Below are 15,996 nucleotides of genomic sequence, written 5' to 3'. Positions count from 1 at the left end.
TCCTCTAAATTCAATTCTATTTATTTTTTTAAGTTCTTTAACCCATCGTTCTATGGTTTTTTGAGGTTTTTGAGTTATTCAGACAAAGCAGGAACTCTTAATCCCGGATTTTTTATAATAGTTAAATATAACTCATTTACTCCCTCATTTATTTCTTCATTTAATCTTAACCGCTTGAAGATTACCGTAAAAAACTCATTAAAAATAAAGTCAGGTTCTTTAATTTTATTAATCCCCGTATTCATATTTTCAATTTCTTTTTATACAATTTTATCAAAGAATACTATTAATAATACCCAACAATTTTTCGGAGATAAAACAGATATCCTTTTGATTTAATTTACCATATAATGGCAATACCAAGCCCTTAGTGAAAAGTAAGGATGCATTTGGCGCCGTGTTTTCATTAAAATTGTATTGGTTTTTGTAATACCTAAGGCAATTGATTGCTTGTGCGCCGAGGTTTGTCTGTATGCCGTTTTGTGCAAGTTTGCCAATCAATTCCATCCTGTCTGTTTCTTTGTTAAGTATAATCATAAAGCTTTGCCAGCTATGATTCGTATGATGTTTGGGCAGGCTGATTTTATTTTGATCTTTTAGCAGCGAGGAATACAGGTCCGCCAGTATGATTCTTTTTTCCAATTCATCATCAAACCTTTTCAGTTGCCCTATTGCCAATGCTGCCTGAAAATCAGTCATTCTATAATTTAAACCGGCAGCAATAAAATCCATTATTTTGCCTGTATATTCAATGCCGTGATTTTTCAGACAATTAACTTTTTTTATCAGGCCATTATTTGTTGAAACCACGGCGCCGCCTTCTCCCGTGGTAATTGCTTTGCGCGGATGAAAGGAATAACACGCCATGTCGGAATAAAATCCCGGATGATGCTCATCTGCAATTGTGCCGAAAGCACAGGCGGCATCCTCGATAAGAAAAAGACCATGGTTTTTGCAAATTCCGGAGATTTCTTTTATTTCGGCAGGATAACCGAATTCATGGACAATAATAACTGCTTTGAGGTTCTTTGTTTTATTCTGCTCAATAGTTTGTTCGAGAGTCCCGGGGTTGACCACATAACTTTGTAAATCCACATCGCACAGGACAACTTCAGCGCCAGTAACCTCCACAACATTGGCCGTGGCCGGAAACGTGAATGCAGAAACAATAACAGCATCTCCGCGTCCTATACCTAAGGCAGTCAGGCTTAGATGCAAAGCTGCTGTGCCGGAAGATACGAGACTGCAATATGGCGTTCCCGTATATTCTGTTACCTGGTCTTCAAGTTTTTTAACATAAGCCCCCTGCACCAGGTCCCCGTTCTGCAATACTTCCACAACCCGCTCTATATCCTCATCACGTATATCCGGTGAAGCAAGTTTTATCATTAAATCAGATTTTTTTTGATCCATGCGGCCGTTTTCTCAATGCCCTCATCCAGATCCACTTTTGCCTTAAAGCCTAGCACTTTTGCTGATTTTTCTACGGAAGGTATTCTAAGTTCAATATCTGCTGAAAGCTGGTCTCTGAATAAAATTCGTGATTTTGACTTTAATACCCTGCAAACCGCTTGAGCCAGACCTAAAATAGTTATTACAGCCCTGGCATTCCCGATGTTAAAACTTTCCCCAATAGCTTTGGGGTCTTCAATACATCGCATGATACAATCGACAAAATCATCAACATAGCACCAGGCGCGTATCTGTGAACCATCGCCGTTAATATATATGTCTTCGTTTTTTAACGCTCTTTTAATAAATATTTGCAGGGCGCCTTCGCCGGTCTGTCCCGGGCCGTAAACATTGAAAGGCCTGATTGTAACTACCGGCAATCCATATTGTTTGTAATAGGCATGAGCAAGATGTTCTCCGGCTAGTTTGCTGACAGCATATACCCAACGGGCTTCTCCCGCAGAACCCGCGACGGTATTGCTTCCTTCAGTAGATTTATAGGCCATGCTTCCAAAGATTTCGGAGGTGGAAAAATCAACAAAACGGTCTTTAACTTTGTTTAAATGTGCAGCCTCCAGGGCATTTGCAGTTCCTATCATATTTACGCTCATGGTTCGAACCGGGTCAAGTATCACGGTATCAATACCTGCAATTCCGGCTGCATGCACAACAATATCTGCGCCTTTCATAGAATTAAAGAGAACTTCCTTGTCGAGTACATCACCCTTAACAATTGAAAGGTTTTTATGATTTGCATATTCACTGTGTGATAATGTATCTCTGTAAAAATTATCAAAGGCGACAATTTGATTGTTACCAATCAGGTTTTTAATAATTGTATTAGCAATAAAACCCGCTCCTCCGGTAATAAAAATCTTTTTATTTATTATCATTGATAAGAATTTTTTACAAATTTAAAAAAAACATTACAAATTTGTTTATTATTATAATTGATCCCTCGTTGTGCGAAGTTTATTGGAAGGTGTCGGGGTGACTTTGCGCGGCCATCAATAGTGTCAGCCACCCCGACACTTTCGTCAAGATTTCGTTTCATTTTTTATCGTATCCCTGTGCAGGTGACGGGTGCTGGCTGAGGCCACATAAGGCGGCTAAAGCTCCCGAAGCCACCGTAGCTACTTTTGATTTTCAGCGGAACCAGTCTGGCAAAAGTTTCCTAGTTCTGACCCCTTCGCCATCGCGCGTTGCCCTCGCCCTTCCCCTACCAGTAGGGGAAGGGATGGGGTGTCTTGCCCTGAACCAGGTTGACAAAAAACAAAATGCAAAATTTCCCTTTTTTCTATGGTTAAACTTCGCCAATTCGGAATAAGGCTTGTTTACTGCTCTACTAAGTTAGATACTTATTTCTAATTAATGAACTATTGGCAAGTATAAGTGCGAAGTTGCAAACTTCGCACAACAAGTGCTGGCTGAGTTTCCTGGTTCTGACCCCTTCGCCATTTTTGTAAAATATTTTTTACAATTATGTGCATTTTTGTAAATATTGTTTTACATCAATATAATTTTTACTTATAAACCAAATCGTTAATTATCTATTTTTTGCACAATAAAAATCCTATTTTTTGCACAATAAAAATTCTATTTTTTGCACAATTGAAAATAATTTATACCTTTGCATTGTAATTATATAGCTAATTATGAGTTACATAAAAAGAATAATTGAAGAAGATTTGAAGGAGAAATTGTCTGCTTCGGGTGCTGTACTTATAAAAGGACCAAAATCCTGTGGAAAAACAGCGACAGCCAATCAATTTGCAAAAAGCGTTTTAGAAATGGACAGGGACAAACAGGTTCCTGTTATCATGGCAACAAACCCCAAACTTTTATTGGTCGGGGATACCCCGAGGTTGATTGATGAATGGCAGGAACAACCCGAAATTTGGAATTATGTCAGGCACGAAGTGGATGATCGCAAAGCCAAAGGGCAATTTATTCTTACGGGTTCGACTAATCCAAATGATAACATCAAACTGCATAGCGGCGCCGGGCGTTTTACTTTTGTGCAAATGGAAACCATGTCCTGGCAGGAATTAGGTTATTCGACCGGAAAAGTAAAGATTTCGGATTTACTGCAAGGGTCTTTCCCAGAATTTTATGATTCAGGGATTTCGCTTGACTTCATAATAGAAAAAATGATGATAGGCGGGTGGCCGGCTTTATTGAATGAAAACGCAAAAAATGCCATCATAATGAACAGCGGCTATGTTGATTTACTTTGCGAAGTGGATATGAGCAGGGTTTCGGGAGTTAAGCGCGATCCCTTAAAAGTGCGAAGTTTACTACGTTCTTTGGCAAGGAACACAGCGACACTGGCAGATAATAAAACATTAGAGCAGGATGTGAAAACTTCCGATAGAAACGAATTATCGCGAAATACCATAACAGAATATCTTGATGCACTATCCCGCTTAATGATTTTATATGAACAACCTGCTTTCAACCCGCACATCCGTTCATCGGCATCCTTACGTAAATCACCCAAAAGACATTTGTGTGACACCTCTTTGGCAATAGCAGCATTAGGATTAAATGAAGAATCCTTAGTAAGAGATATGAATTATACAGGTTTTTTGTTTGAGTCACTGGTAACGCACGAGTTACATGTGTATGCTAATGCAAATGATGCAAACGTATTTCATTATAATGATTCATATGGCTTGGAAGTGGACGCTATTGTGCAGAAACGTAATGGCGATTATGCCGCTTTTGAAATAAAACTCGGAGTTGGCTATATTGACGAAGCTGCCAAAAATCTTAAAAAATTTGCAGGAAATATAGATACTGCCAAAATGGATTTACCGAAATCATTAAACATTATTACCGGAACAGGAATGAGCTATCGTCGTCCAGACGGAATAAATGTTATTTCGTTGGCATCATTGGGAAAATAATAATTAACGTTGGAAAGTGTCGGGGTGACTGACACCATGGATGGCCGCGCGCAGTCACCAGACATTTTTGTCTAGATTTTGTTTCGTTTTTTATCGCATCTTGATTTGAATTAACACTGACATTAAGACTAATTTATTTTGAAAGTGTTTTAATCGCCAATTCGGTTAATGAAAAAAATGTATTTTTGTGTTTATCAAAAACCCATGCAAGAAGAACAGGACAACTGGACTGAAGTAATTAAACCAAAAACCAACTGGTTTAATTTCCATCTTAAAGAAGTGTGGAGGTATCGCGATTTGCTGATGTTGTTTGTCCGCCGGGATTTTGTATCGGTTTATAAACAAACCATTCTTGGGCCCTTATGGTACCTGCTGCAGGCATTATTCACCACCATCACATTTACCATCATTTTTGGAAGGGTGGCAAAACTTCCTACAGACGGAATTCCTCAGCCGTTATTTTATATGGCGGGTATCGTTTGCTGGGGGTATTTTTCATTATGCCTGACCAAGACGTCCAATACTTTTGTCAATAATGCTGGTGTTTTTGGTAAAGTATATTTTCCCAGGTTGACTGTCCCAATTTCAATAGTAATTTCAAACTTAGTTAGCTTTGGGATACAGCTGATCATGTTTCTCGGCTTTATGATATATTATTATTTTCAGGGGATGCCCGTCAATCTTAATATCACTTTATTGTTATTTCCTATCCTTATCGTTCTGATGGCAGGGCTTGGACTTGGTCTTGGAATTATCATATCCTCAATGACCACCAAATATCGTGATTTACAATACCTGGTTACCTTTGGAGTACAATTACTCATGTATGCCACTCCGGTGATTTTTCCTTTATCTTTTTTTGGAGGCAAATTACGTACACTTATGCTGCTTAATCCCGTTACTTCCATAGTTGAAACATTCAAATATGCTTTTTTAGGCTCAGGCACATTTAGCTGGCTACATCTTTCATATAGTGCAGGGTTTACCCTGGTGGTATTATTTATAGGAATTGTTTTGTTTAACCGGATTGAGAGGAATTTTATGGATACGGTATGATTGACCTGTATGACTTTAATGATGATAATTCTAAATTTATTTTAGAAATCAAACCTAAAAAAAACCACAAAAACTATTTTCTGTTTAAAAGTTTCTTAATCTCATTCAGCTTCATCAGGGCTTCCACGGGAGTTAGCGTGTCAATATCAATATTCAGGATGTCGTCTTTTATTTGTTCGAGCAGAGGGTCGTTCAGTTGTATAAAACTTAACTGGTAATTTTCTTCTGAAGCGTTTTTTTGAGCTTTTCTGCCCTGAGTCAGTTCGGTATTGCTGTGGTCTTTTTCCAGATGCTGCAACAGGTCGTTAGCGCGGTCAATAATTTTTTGCGGCATCCCGGCCATCTTGGCCACATGTATCCCGAAGCTGTGTTCGGTTCCGCCAGGCAATAACTTACGCAGAAATAATATTTTGTTTGCAATCTCCTTTACATTTACATGATAATTTTTAATGCCGGACATCGTCTTTGCCATTTCGTTCAATTCGTGATAATGCGTTGCAAACAAAACTTTAGGCTTAAAAACTTTGTTTTCATGAAGGTACTCTGCGATTGCCCAGGCAATGGAAATACCATCGTAAGTGCTGGTGCCACGGCCAATTTCGTCAAGCAAGATCAGGCTTCGTGAAGAAATATTGTTAAGAATGCTTGCTGTTTCGTTCATCTCCACCATGAATGTGGATTCTCCGGAAGAAATATTATCGGATGCACCTACCCTTGTAAATATTTTATCCACCAGCCCGATTTGTGCCGAAGCGGCCGGAACGTAACATCCAATCTGTGCCATCAGCACAATCAACGCTGTCTGTCGCAGCAAAGCAGATTTCCCGGACATATTCGGTCCTGTAATAATTATAATTTGTTGTTTGCTGTCATCCAGATACACATCGTTGGCAATATATTTTTCACCGGCAGGCAGATTTTGTTCAATAACAGGATGACGGCCATCTTTAATATCTATAATCAGCAAATCATTAGTTTCCGGCCGACAGTAATTATATTTAACCGAAACCGTGGCAAAGGATAACAAACAATCAATACGTGCTATGAGTGACGCATTGAGCTGTATGGGTTTTATATAATCGAATAATACAACAATCAATTCATTATATAGCTGCATTTCGAGTGCAAGGATTTTTTCTTCGGCACCCAGAATTTTATCTTCATATTCCTTAAGTTCTTCGGTAATGTACCTTTCACAATTGGCAAGAGTTTGTTTGCGTGTCCAATCGGACGGCACTTTATTTTTATGCGTATTTGTAACTTCAATGTAATACCCAAAAACATTGTTAAAGGCAATTTTCAATGAGGGTATGCCTGTTTTTTCGCTTTCCCGTTGTTGTATCTGCAACAGATAATCTTTTCCTGAGTAGGCGAGTTTTCGCAGTTCATCGAGCTCCGTAGAAACCCCATTGGCAATTACATTTCCTTTGTTTGCCAGCGCCGGCGGATCGGAATTTAAATCGTGTTCAATACGGTCGCGTATCAGTTTACAACCATTAAGCTGCTCTCCAATCTTTCTTAAAGCAAAATCCTCTGCTTTTTCAAAGCTATTTTTAATTTCTTCAACTGCCAATAAAGCCCTTCGTATCTGTGCAACTTCTCTTGGATTAATTTTATTAATAGCAACTTTTGATATCAGTCTTTCCAAATCTCCTATCAGCTTCACATTTTTTCTTAATTCATCAGAAAAAATTCGTTCTTTAATAAAATACCCGACCATATTGAGCCGTTCGTTTATCAGTTGTTTGTCTTTTAGCGGCATCACCAGCCAGCGTTTCAAAAGGCGGCTGCCCATGGGGGTTAGCGTGTGGTCAATAACATCAATCAATGTTAAGGCCTTTTCGTTTGAGGAATGTATAAGTTCGAGATTGCGTATTGTAAAGCGGTCAATCCAAACAAAATGTTCTTCTTCGATGCGGCTGAGTTTTGAAATATGACTGATTTTGTCGTGCTGTGTTTCGGCAAGGTAATGAAGCGCTGCCCCGGCGGCAATAATGCCGTAATCCAGCTCTTCAACCCCAAACCCTTTTAATGATGTAGTCTGAAAATGACTTTGCAGTATGTTGTTGGCAAAATCGGGTGTAAACACCCAATCGTCAAAAGTGGAAGTGTAATACTTGTCGCCAAAAGTTTCTGTAAATTCCCGGAGTTTGTTTTTCTGAACAATAACTTCATTGGGATGAAAACTTTGTAACAGGTTGTCTATGTATTCTTTACTGCCCTGGGCCAGATAAAATTCCCCGGTAGAAATATCGAGAAAGGAAACGCCTGATATGCGTGGTTCGAGGTGTAGTCCGGCTAAAAAATTATTTTCTTTGTGGTCGAGTACTTTGTCATTATAAGCAACACCGGGGGTAACTATTTCAGTAATGCCGCGTTTGACGATTTTTTTTGTCAGTTTTGGATCTTCCAATTGGTCACAGATAGCAACGCGTAATCCTGCTTTAACCAGCTTAGGCAAATATGTATCAAGGGCATGATGCGGAAAACCCGCAAGGTCAATATAGGATGCAGAGCCATTGGCTCTTTTCGTCAGTACGATTCCAAGAATTGATGAAGCCTTTACAGCATCTTCGCCGAATGTTTCATAAAAATCGCCCACACGGAACAACAACAGCGCATCGGGATATTTCGCCTTGATGGCGTTATGCTGCTTCATCAGAGGGGTTTCGGCAATATCTTTTTTGCTTTCGGCCAAGCGGTTTTATTTTAAACAAAGGTAGTTTTTTTGCAGAATTTGCCTGTAAAAACTATTCTTCGTTCACTCTTTTATTGATTACAAGAAAATAAAAATCATTATCTAGCGGCAAGTACCCCTGCTCATAGCAGAAATAATACTGGCTGCCCTTCTGGGTGCGGTAAATATTTGTAAAATGATTGAAGTCAAAACCTTTTTCGACAAGTTTTTTTCGGTGCACCTTGGTTTTTTCAGCTTTATTTAAGCTTTGCAGGATACGGCGGTTCTTGCGCAGAATGTTGTTAATGTTCCTGACCAGATTGGTGTTATCACTGTTCAGTTTGTTGTTGTATGCATTGCGGCACATGTCGGAACAGAACTTTTTATCAATTCTTCCGCTGAATTCTTCGCCGCATTCGAGGCAGGTACGTTTTTCCATAGGGGTGGGTTTTTTATAGGCTGTTAGGTAAATAGGTTGTTAGGTGGTTATATCAGCGCAGGGAGCGTATTAGTGCACTAAGTACTTTTTCTGTTTCAGTTAGTTTTGAGTTGCATTGTTGTATATCGGTATCTTTAACATATCCCAGGCGGTAAGCCAGCCCGAATTGATATTTTAATTCGCGAAAAGAGCCGAAGGCAACATCCAAAAATCTCTTGTATTCTCCTTCTGTTTTCCGGGCGCAACCTTCTACAATATTCGATGGTACTGATACCGCAGCTCTTCTGATTTGCGATGTTAATCCGTAAACTTCTTCTTTGGGAAATTGTTTTGTGATATTATAAATAAGCAAGACAAATTCGTCAGACAGTTCGAATGCTCTTATTTTGTTGTGGTCTCTCATGGGGTGGGGTTTATGGGGGTTAGACTTTTAGGTGTTTAGGCTGTTAGACTGATAGACTTTTAGGCTGTAAGGAGGTTAGGTTGTTTGGCTGTTCTGATGGTTTTGATTGCTTAAAAGCGACTGTTTGGGATTATTATTAACAGACTATTGGTATTTTATATTACCAACAATGCATCGCTCTCCTATTCCCCTAACAGCTTATCAGCCTATACTCCTCATCTTCCTTAAAATTTCTCCAAAGATACAAAAAATATCCGTTTACAAACGACTACAAACGACTATATCCGAATACAAATATTTAACAACCGAATAAGTATTTTGGCTCATTGTTACTTTGCATCATCAATCGTCGGACAAACCGACCAACTGTTTAACCTAAAAAAACTAATGAAAATGAAAAAATCAGTTAACAAAGTAGAATTAAGCGGATTCGCAGGTATGAATCCCGAAGTAAAAACATTTGCAAGTGGCGCACAGATGCTACGCTTTTCGCTGGCTACCAGCAACAGTTATAAAAACAAAAGCGACGAATGGGTAAAAGAAACCACATGGCACAATATTGTGATGTGGGATAAGGTTGCCGAACTGGCGCTGGACAAAATCAAAAAAGGTACCTTTGTTAAAGTTACCGGAAAAATTGTAAACAGGCAATACACCGATAAAAACGGCACAAAACAAAACGTGTTTGAAATACGCGCCATGGAGTTCGATATTGTTGAAGACAAAAAAAAAGCAACTGAAGAAAAAGCAGCATAACATCTGTTGTTGTTGCAAAAAAAGCCCTGTCAGAATTGCTGCGGGGCTTTTTTTTATAATACCTATACGGTATCTATAGTATTCAATTAGTGGATTAACTTATGAACTCCAACAGTTATCCTATCGGTATAAATATTATTATTGTTTTAATTTCCATATCAGGGACGCGGCTCCAAGAACAGCTGCATCATTCTCCCTGATACCCGAAAGCAGAATTGTTATTTTATTTCTATAAATCACCAAAAGATTTTTTTCAAAGTTCTTTTTTGTTGGAATTAATAAAAAATCTCCGGCATTGGATATACCTCCGAACAAAAAAATCGCTTCCGGGCTGGTAAATGCCACACTGTTGGCTAGTACAAGGCCGAGTGTCTCTCCTGTTTTTTCATAGGTTCTGATAGCGGTACTTTCGCCGGATTTTGCCTTTTCATAAATAGTTAAAGGTGAAATCGTTGTTTTGGGAATATCCAAAATACCTTCCTCATTAAGTAATTCCATGTAAGTTGTTGTGATGCCTTGTGCTGAGCAATAGGCTTCCAGGCAGCCTTTACGTCCGCAGCCACACAAGCGGCCCTTTGGATACACTATTGCATGCCCGATTTCTCCTGCAAAACCATCATGTCCGTAAACAAGGTTGCCGTCAACGACTATACCACTTCCAACGCCTGTGCCTAAAGTTATCAGTATAAAATTATTCATACCCCTGGCATTTCCATAAATCATCTCTCCGATAGCTGCAGCATTGGCATCATTAGTTAGAATAACAGGTGTTTTTAATTTTTGTTGAAAAAGACTTACAATAGGGACAACACCCTTCCATTTAAGATTTGGCGCAAATTCAATAGTTCCTTTGTAATAATTTCCATTGGGAGCGCCAATTCCTATTCCGGCGATACTGTGCTGTTTGTTGGTATAAAAAAAGTCACTTATAGTGCAAGTAAGTGCTTCTACAAAAACTTCAGGATTAACATAATCGGTGGTTTTTTTTGTTGTTTTATGTACACAAATGCCATCCTTATCAACAAACCCCAAAACTGTGTTGGTCCCCCCAATATCAATTCCGACTGCCAGTTCGCTCATAAGAATTTTGTTTTGCAGATTTTTGTTTATAAGTAATTTATGCTTTACTGTTTTTTTGTTTTCTGGCCGACAGAGGATTAATAAGAGCGTTTACCGGTTCAAGGCCCAAAACATTACCTTCCTGAATAGCTTTAAGAACAGCTCCACCTCCGGTGAAAATATAATATTGGGGACTGTCTAAGGCAACAATATAAAGCCCGGGTAACAAACGTTTTAATTCCTGCATAGTATCGCCACCTCCATAAAGTTTTACGGCATTGGTGTTCTCATCAATAAGTTCATCAAGAGCGATAGTTCCTTCGTTAAAATGAGGCGTATAACCCATGACTGCATTGACAAAAATGGTTTTGGCTTCTAAAAAAACTTTCTTTACATAGGGTTCCTGAAATGACCGCGGGTCCACATCCAAAACATATTTCAGCCTGTCGTTTGCTTTCAGATCTTTAATATTATGCACACGATATTGTCCGGGTATTAACCCTTCCATAGTGTCTGATTCAACGATGAAAGGCAATTCTATCAGTTTTCCGGGAAATTTATTGGAGTATTCTACAAAATTTTTCGCCAGTGCAATATCTTCGGATTCAATTCCTTCAATAACAAAGCCATATTTGGCACATAAAAAAGCGTTATAAATTACACCTCCAAGTACCAGGTAATCTGAAACTTTTAATAATGCGTTCAGCGAATCAACTTTGGTATCGAATTTTGAACCGGCAACTACTGAAACAAAAGGCCTATCGGGTTTGTAGATACGTTCAAGGTTTTGAATTTCTTTCTGTAACAAAAACCCGGCGTATGAAGGAAGGTATTTGGCAACATTTACTGTTGAAGCATGTGCCTGCCAGGATCCGAAAGCATCGTTCACATAAATGTCAGCAAGACCGGCCAGCTGATAAGCAAAATGGTCAGCTTCAGCACCTTTGGCTTCTTCCCCTGAAAACCACCGTGTGTTTGGAAGGTAGATTCCGTCAATAGTATGGTCATTCAGGTCGCGGATAAGGTGGTTTATGGATGTCTCCATGCCAAAATACCCCTGGTTGCCATGCTGTTGAAACTCAGGAACTTTCAGGGTAATATGCAGCTTGTTTTGCAGGTAGTCAACAACGGGCTGTATGGATGTATCGTCTGATATATCAATTTCTCCGGTCTTTTTATTTTTGGGCCTTCCCGCATGAGTCATTAGAATTATTTTTCCGCCTTTTGCGTTGATATAATATAATGTTCCCATAGTTGCGTCAATACGGTAGGGGTCATGTATAACGCCTTTTTTCACTACGTTGTGGTCAACCCTGACCAGCACTATTTTGTTTTTAAGCTCAGCATCCTGTAAAAGCGGCAGATTTAATTGGTTTATAATCTTATTCATAACTGTTGTATTTTGTTATTTTCTCAAGTGGTTTTCTTATTTTACTGCGAATTTTAACATTTGAATAGCCCATAGTTATTAGCAATCCGATGCGTTTGTTTTTAGGGATATTCAAAATGTCTTGAATGTTTTTTTCGTTAAACCATCCCAGCATGCAGGTTCCTAACCCTTCTTCAGCAGCTTGAAGGCAAAAATGTTCAGCAGCAATTCCGATGTCGATAAGGTAAAAATCTTTATTTTTAATTCTTCCGCCAAGCTGAGAAATTAAAGTGGGTTTCTCTATAATTACAGCAACAATAGCCGAGGCTTCAGCAACAAATTTATTAAAAGGAATCACATTATTATATGTTTCTCTGGCAACTTTATTTCTTTGTTGCGGTTCATCAATTATGATAAAAGACCATGGCTGCGAATTGCATGCTGAAGGTGCCAGACGGGCTGCTTCGATGCAATGTAGAATTTTTTCCCGTTCAACGGGCTTGTCATTGTATTTACGCGTGCTTTGGCGTAAGCGGATCAGTTCATGGAAATTCATTTATATTCTTTGGTTTTTATTTTGGCTTTAATCCATTGTTTCAGCATATTAAACTCCTCGTCTGTAAAATATTTTTTTGGGAAGAGATTGAAGCGTAATTTATTGGGGTATAAGAGTATCATGTTTTCACAAAAAAGAGCCGAATTGTAAGCCTCCCATTTATTTATATTGTTTGTGGTTTCTGATGTAATCTGTATCTTTCCGGCATCAAAAATGAAATTATATGGCCTTTCAAAATCAGGCATTTTTGAATACATACGCTTGCCAATAGTTTTTAAATTGTGAAAATATACTACAGCAATTGTAATTCCGTAGCATAACAGAAACCATGCTGCCCAGTTTTTAATAAATATGTTTCCTTGTGAGAAATCATAACAGAAAAAAGCAATACCTGTTAAAAGAGAAATAATGCTTATTATAAACAACATGCGGCTGCGAACAGGATATGTTCTGCGAAAATGCGTTGTATATGCAAGCTGCAAATCCTCCGGTGTGAACAGTATGTTTTTTTCTATTTTTTCCACTTCTTGATATCAAATAAAAAACTGTTTGGGTTTTTCCCAAAATTTATAATTTACGGACAGGCTGAGCCATTCCGACTTTTATGTTGGAATGTGTCGAGGGCGACCGGATTAGTCACTCTTCCCTGCCCGCCAACGCAAATTGCTATATCGGTCAGGCGGGGACACGGATAAATCTTTCTGTCAAAATCTTTATCCGGCTCTGAGTGACTTTTAATAAAAACTATTTTCATTTTATTCTTTTGTTTTATTAAAATCAAAACAGTTTCTAAATACACATAAAGTTATTATGCAAAAATATACAAAAAGGTATTACAATATCACCCAATTATTTAAGACAACATGTTTTTGGGGGTTATCAATATATTGAGCTTCGTTTTTATTGATATTTTGTACCTTTGCTTTCTTTTCATAAGTTAGCTACAACCTAATGTTATCTATTTTTTTACAAACATTTAACTGGGAATCTTTTACTCTTGTTGACTATTTATATACTCCTTATTTGGTTCTTATTGCTGTTATTGCTGCCTATATACACCAGAAAAAAAAAGTTAAAGAAAATCCTGTTTATAAATATTTTCTTCCAGGATTGGTTACAAAAATAGTTTTTGCCTTAATTTTTTTATTGATTTTTACGGAATATTACGGCTATGGCGATACAATAGATTATTTTAAAGGCAGTGTTTCTGTGTCCAAGCTTATGTTAAAAGACCCCGGGCATTTTTTTTCTGTTCTCTTTGGAATTGCTGATCACAATACATCCTGGTATTTTTTTGATGCAGATACCGCCTGGCCGCCTCATTATTTGTGGAAGGGAAACAATACCCGCTTTGTGATTTCCATTTCAAGTTTTTTTACTACCCTGGGAGGGAGAGCTTTTATGCCGGCAACCATACTGCTGGCAATATTCTCTTATCTTGGAATCTGGAAGTTGTTTCTTTTATTTAACGAACACTTTCCTCACGTATCAAAACACATGGCAATAGCTATACTTTTTGTTCCTTCTGTTCTTTTCTGGGGCTCGGGAATGATGAAAGATACATATACTCTGGCCGCATCGGCCTGGATAGTGTATAATGTGTTTATGATTTTTATTAAAAAAGAAAAAATACCCATAAATATTTTTTTAAGCCTTTTAAATGGGATAATAATTCTTACCATTAAGCCCTATATTTTTGTCGCTTTATTCCCCGGTATCGTCATTTGGGTTTTTTATTATCGTATTAAAAAAATTAAAAGTAAAATAGCGAAAGTTTTTTTTGTGCCACTGATGTTATTAATAAGTTTTATAATAATATCTGCGGGTTTATCTTCAATGGAGGGAATGCTTGGTGATTACAGCAGCATTGATAAGGCCACTAAAAAGGCACAAATAATTCAAGAAGATTTGTTGAGGGAAGAGCAATATGGTTCTAATAATTATTATATCGGCCAGCTTGACGGGAGTTTGGCAGGATTAGCAAAATTAGCCCCATTAGCAGTTTTTTCCGGAATGTATCGTCCTTTTTTATGGGAAGCCAGAAACCCGGTTATGATTATTTCCGGATTGGAAAATTTTTGTTTGCTTATGCTTAGCATTTATTTGCTTGTAAAACTTAAGATTATTGGTTTTTTCAGGCTCATATTTTCCGACCCTCTGTTAATTTTTTCCATGCTTTTTGCCTTGTTTTTTCTTTTTGGAGTTGGTATTGCTTCAACAAATTTTGGAGCGCTGGTGAGATATAAAATACCGGCGATGCCTTTTCTGATTGCCACTATGTTTATTATGCTGGCAAAATATAACGAGCTTAAAAAAAACCTTGCTCGCAAAGACGAATTGTGATTAAATGTAATACCGGTAAAGAGTGAATTTTAAATAATTTTTCCACCATTCTTTATTATAGATGCAATATCTTGGAAGCACCAAAGGTGGGTTTTTGCCACTAAACTTAGCATGTTCAGTACTTAAAAAATATTGGTAACCAGCATTAGTAGCGACGGTAATAACTTCATCATTGTACTTTCCATTTGGAAAAGCCAGCGACATGCATTCGGAAGAATGAACATTGCCGAGGATCAATTTACGCGAATGTTCAAGTTCGAATTTCAATTCCGCGTCATTCATTTTTGAAAGGGTGGCATGGTTGTGTGTGTGTGAGCCAATACTGATGCCGTATTTTGTACATTCATTCAGTTCTTTCCATCCCATCATACGGGTATAAGCCACATGATCTTTTATTGATTCTTCTATCTTTTTCAGGATACCCTCTCTGTCCATTTTGTCAAGCAGCAACAGGTAAACCTCAAGGGCTGTTTTTTCAACTTCTTTGGCATTATTCAGCTTCCGGCTTATTTGAAGTTCTGGGATCACCAGTTCTCTTTTTTCAAAAAAACAGGCTTCGATCATCTTGTTCAGCCTTTGTGTCCAGAAACTTTCGCCTGTTTCTGCAGAATGAGTTATCACATGCTGCAAAGCCGGAAATTTGTATTTATTCAGCAAAGGAAGGGCGTTTTCGTAAAAATCATAGTAGGCGTCATCGAAAGTAATAATAAGCCGGGGTTTTCCGGAAGTATTTCTTTTATCAATCTCTTCAATAGGAATTACGACATAATTCCGATTAATGAAAGACAAAATCTTCTCAAAAACCTTTACAGGTATGGGTGGATAAGCTGGTGAAAACTCGTCTGATACACGATGGAAACATAATATCTGCGTTTTAAACTCCATCGGGTTATATAATTAAATATCCGTTTTAACTAAGTTATAAAATCAATTCCTTAAAATAAAACCACTTTTGCCACACAATTGATTTACCAATA

Annotated in this window: 14 protein-coding genes; 4 read left to right on the top strand and 10 right to left on the bottom strand. The window is 38.0% G+C overall.

Annotated features, from left to right (window positions below):
* Positions 1 to 273 precede the first annotated feature (273 nt).
* Positions 274 to 1,389 (bottom strand): DegT/DnrJ/EryC1/StrS aminotransferase family protein, encoded by a 1,116-nt coding sequence (locus M0R16_07565; GenBank protein MCK9612745.1) that lies wholly within the window; start codon positions 1,387 to 1,389, stop codon positions 274 to 276.
* Positions 1,389 to 2,345, bottom strand: a complete 957-nt coding sequence (locus M0R16_07560; protein ID MCK9612744.1) for an NAD-dependent epimerase/dehydratase family protein — start codon at positions 2,343 to 2,345, stop codon at positions 1,389 to 1,391. The genes M0R16_07565 and M0R16_07560 overlap by 1 nt, the downstream gene beginning before the upstream one ends.
* A gap of 762 nt (positions 2,346 to 3,107) precedes the next feature.
* On the opposite strand from M0R16_07560, the gene M0R16_07555 reads away from it, so the two are divergent.
* Complete coding sequence (locus M0R16_07555; GenBank protein MCK9612743.1) at positions 3,108 to 4,361, top strand: DUF4143 domain-containing protein; 1,254 nt, start codon at positions 3,108 to 3,110, stop codon at positions 4,359 to 4,361.
* A 204-nt stretch (positions 4,362 to 4,565) separates the two neighbouring features.
* A complete protein-coding gene (locus M0R16_07550) occupies positions 4,566 to 5,417 on the top strand; it encodes an ABC transporter permease (GenBank protein MCK9612742.1) in 852 nt (283 codons plus the stop codon).
* A 73-nt stretch (positions 5,418 to 5,490) separates the two neighbouring features.
* On the opposite strand, the gene mutS is transcribed toward M0R16_07550, so the two are convergent.
* From mutS to M0R16_07535, 3 genes are all read right to left on the bottom strand, one after another.
* Complete coding sequence (gene mutS / locus M0R16_07545; protein MCK9612741.1) at positions 5,491 to 8,076, bottom strand: DNA mismatch repair protein MutS; 2,586 nt, start codon at positions 8,074 to 8,076, stop codon at positions 5,491 to 5,493.
* A gap of 91 nt (positions 8,077 to 8,167) precedes the next feature.
* On the bottom strand, positions 8,168 to 8,533 hold the full coding sequence (locus M0R16_07540) for a hypothetical protein (GenBank protein ID MCK9612740.1): 366 nt from the start codon (positions 8,531 to 8,533) through the stop codon (positions 8,168 to 8,170).
* A 52-nt stretch (positions 8,534 to 8,585) separates the two neighbouring features.
* Positions 8,586 to 8,936: a four helix bundle protein gene (locus M0R16_07535; protein ID MCK9612739.1), complete on the bottom strand. Its 351-nt coding sequence runs from the start codon at positions 8,934 to 8,936 to the stop codon at positions 8,586 to 8,588.
* A 393-nt stretch (positions 8,937 to 9,329) separates the two neighbouring features.
* Here M0R16_07535 and ssb point away from each other — a divergent pair, with 393 nt between their 5' ends.
* On the top strand, positions 9,330 to 9,692 hold the full coding sequence (gene ssb / locus M0R16_07530) for a single-stranded DNA-binding protein (protein ID MCK9612738.1): 363 nt from the start codon (positions 9,330 to 9,332) through the stop codon (positions 9,690 to 9,692).
* 138 nt (positions 9,693 to 9,830) lie between these two features.
* Here ssb and M0R16_07525 read toward each other — a convergent pair whose 3' ends face one another.
* Genes M0R16_07525 through M0R16_07510 form a run of 4 tightly spaced genes read right to left on the bottom strand, consistent with a single transcriptional unit; the run spans position 9,831 to position 13,200 of the window.
* On the bottom strand, positions 9,831 to 10,772 hold the full coding sequence (locus tag M0R16_07525; GenBank protein ID MCK9612737.1) for an ROK family protein: 942 nt from the start codon (positions 10,770 to 10,772) through the stop codon (positions 9,831 to 9,833).
* Positions 10,773 to 10,809: 37 nt separating this feature from the next.
* Positions 10,810 to 12,141: a phosphoglycerate kinase gene (locus tag M0R16_07520; GenBank protein ID MCK9612736.1), complete on the bottom strand. Its 1,332-nt coding sequence runs from the start codon at positions 12,139 to 12,141 to the stop codon at positions 10,810 to 10,812.
* Positions 12,134 to 12,676 (bottom strand): nitroreductase family protein, encoded by a 543-nt coding sequence (locus M0R16_07515; protein ID MCK9612735.1) that lies wholly within the window; start codon positions 12,674 to 12,676, stop codon positions 12,134 to 12,136. Before M0R16_07515 ends, M0R16_07520 begins: the two co-directional genes overlap by 8 nt.
* A complete protein-coding gene (locus M0R16_07510) occupies positions 12,673 to 13,200 on the bottom strand; it encodes a YcxB family protein (GenBank protein MCK9612734.1) in 528 nt (175 codons plus the stop codon). The genes M0R16_07515 and M0R16_07510 overlap by 4 nt, the downstream gene beginning before the upstream one ends.
* 427 nt (positions 13,201 to 13,627) lie before the next feature.
* Here M0R16_07510 and M0R16_07505 point away from each other — a divergent pair, with 427 nt between their 5' ends.
* Positions 13,628 to 15,019: a hypothetical protein gene (locus M0R16_07505; protein ID MCK9612733.1), complete on the top strand. Its 1,392-nt coding sequence runs from the start codon at positions 13,628 to 13,630 to the stop codon at positions 15,017 to 15,019.
* Here M0R16_07505 and M0R16_07500 read toward each other — a convergent pair whose 3' ends face one another.
* The gene (locus tag M0R16_07500; protein MCK9612732.1) at positions 15,020 to 15,904 is read right to left on the bottom strand and encodes a polysaccharide deacetylase family protein; all 885 of its coding nucleotides are present in this window, start codon (positions 15,902 to 15,904) and stop codon (positions 15,020 to 15,022) included.
* Positions 15,905 to 15,996 lie beyond the last annotated feature (92 nt).

The organism is Bacteroidales bacterium (assembly GCA_023228145.1).
Classification (GTDB): Bacteria; Bacteroidota; Bacteroidia; order Bacteroidales; family CAIWKO01; genus CAIWKO01.
Note: the sequence above shows the minus strand (reverse complement) of the source record. Positions and strands in the feature narration are given on the sequence as shown.